The following is a 1,707-nucleotide window of genomic DNA, read 5'->3' as shown; positions in this document are numbered from 1 at the left end:
TCGTTGTAGCCACCGCCGCCAGGGCTGCTGAGGCTCTTGAAGACGCTGCGGGTCTTGTGCCCCGGCAGTTCGTAGGGCACCGGATGTTCCCTGTGAAACAGGCAGCCGGTGACCAGCGGCTGGTCGGGATCGCCTTCGAGGAAGGTCACCAGCACCTCCATGCCGACCCGCGGGATGGCGATGGCACCGTAGTTCCTTCCCGCCCAGCCGGAGGCAACGCGTAACCAGCAACTGCTGCTGTCGTCGGCCTGGCCCTCGCGATCCCAGTGGAATTGCACCTTCACCCGACCGTAGCGATCGCAGTGGATTTCCTCGCCCTTCGGGCCGGTCACCACCGCGCTCTGCGTGCCGAGGATGCGCGGCTTCGGCGGCGTCGGTGGGGGACGGAAGAACGCCTCCCAGGGCGTGGCCTGGAAGCGGTTGCGGTAACCCTGCCGGAAGTCGTCCGGGCTCGCCGAGGCATCGGAGACGATGCTTTCCTCCAGCACCTGAGGCTGCCGCCCCTCGTGAATCACCTCGGTGAGCAGCCAGAGGTCGTTCCAGCCCGCCTGGGGATGGGCGGCCAGCGGCAGGAAGTGGCCGCTGAGCAGCAACGGTTGGTCGCTGCGGCCCTCGGCCAGGCGGTAGTCGCTGCGCTGCCGTTCGAGGGCGCGCCTGGCCAGGTGCTTTCCGCGCTCGCGGTCGACGAAGCGACCGGGATAGTCGTAGTCCTCGAGGTCCGGCCGGGCTTCGCCGCGGGCGGCGCTTTCCAGCGTCAGGCGCGGTTTCTCGAAGTCGTAGTCGCGGCGGGTGACGCGGCTAGTGCGGGTTTCCAGGCGTACGCCGAAGCGCTTGACCGCCGGCCGGTCGGCGACCAGGCCGGAGTCCTGCTGGTAGGCCACCGGCGCGAGCCGCGGGAACACCGTCTGGTCGTCGCCGAATACCAGCAGGTGCGCCGTGGCGCTGTGCTGGAAATGAAAATGGATGCCCTCCTCGCAGCACAGGCGCTGGACGAACTGCAGGTCGCTCTCGTCGTACTGCACGCAGTATTCGCGCTCGGGGTAGCGGGTGCCGAGCTGGAAGCGGTAGGCGTCGGCGAGGATGCCGTGTTCCTCCAGCACCCGGCCGACGATCTGCGGCACCGTGAGGTGCTGGAAGATGCGCTGGTTGGTGCGCTGGGCGAGGTAGGCCAGTTGCGGGACGAGGGTGATGCGGTAGCGGGTCAGGCGCTTGCCCGAGTCGCCCTGTCCGGCGCTGCGCACCAGGCCGTGGATACCGTTGCCGGCGGGCCCGAGGGTAAGGAAGGCGGGTTTGTGCAGCAGGCTTTCGAGGTCCGGCACGGGGCGTTCGCCGACCAGCTCCAGGTCGAAGGCGAACGGCTGGCTGATGGCTTCGCGGCCGCTGAAGGAGAGCACCTGCAGGTCGAGGGCGAGGCCGTCGATGGCGAGGCTGAAATGGGTCTGGTTGGCTGCTGCGAACATCCGTTGTCCCTCACTGGCGCAGGCGACCGATTCGATTGTCCTGCCTGGCGCGGGCGAGACAAGGGCGCGCAGGCTCGATCGGAAGCTGCCTACAACAAACAAAGCGGCATCGACCCGGCGCGGGCTTTCCTGGCCACGGCGCTATGGGTCATCGAGGGCACGACGGCCAGCGAGGCTGGCCGCGTGCGGCGGTCGCGGCTCAGCCGGCGACCGGGGAGCGCCAGTCGTCGGAGCCGGAGGTGCCGGA

General features: G+C 69.0%; 1 protein-coding gene. It reads right to left on the bottom strand.

Annotated elements, in window-relative coordinates; translation table 11 throughout:
• Positions 1–1,460, bottom strand: a 1,460-nt coding sequence (locus HMPREF3014_RS29585; protein WP_256562455.1) for a type VI secretion system Vgr family protein, incomplete at its 3' end; no start/stop codon positions are given.
• Positions 1,461–1,707 lie beyond the last annotated feature (247 nt).

The organism is Pseudomonas sp. HMSC065H01, assembly GCF_001815235.1.
GTDB lineage: Bacteria > Pseudomonadota > Gammaproteobacteria > Pseudomonadales > Pseudomonadaceae > Pseudomonas > Pseudomonas aeruginosa.
This window is presented reverse-complemented; position numbering and strand designations above follow the sequence as displayed.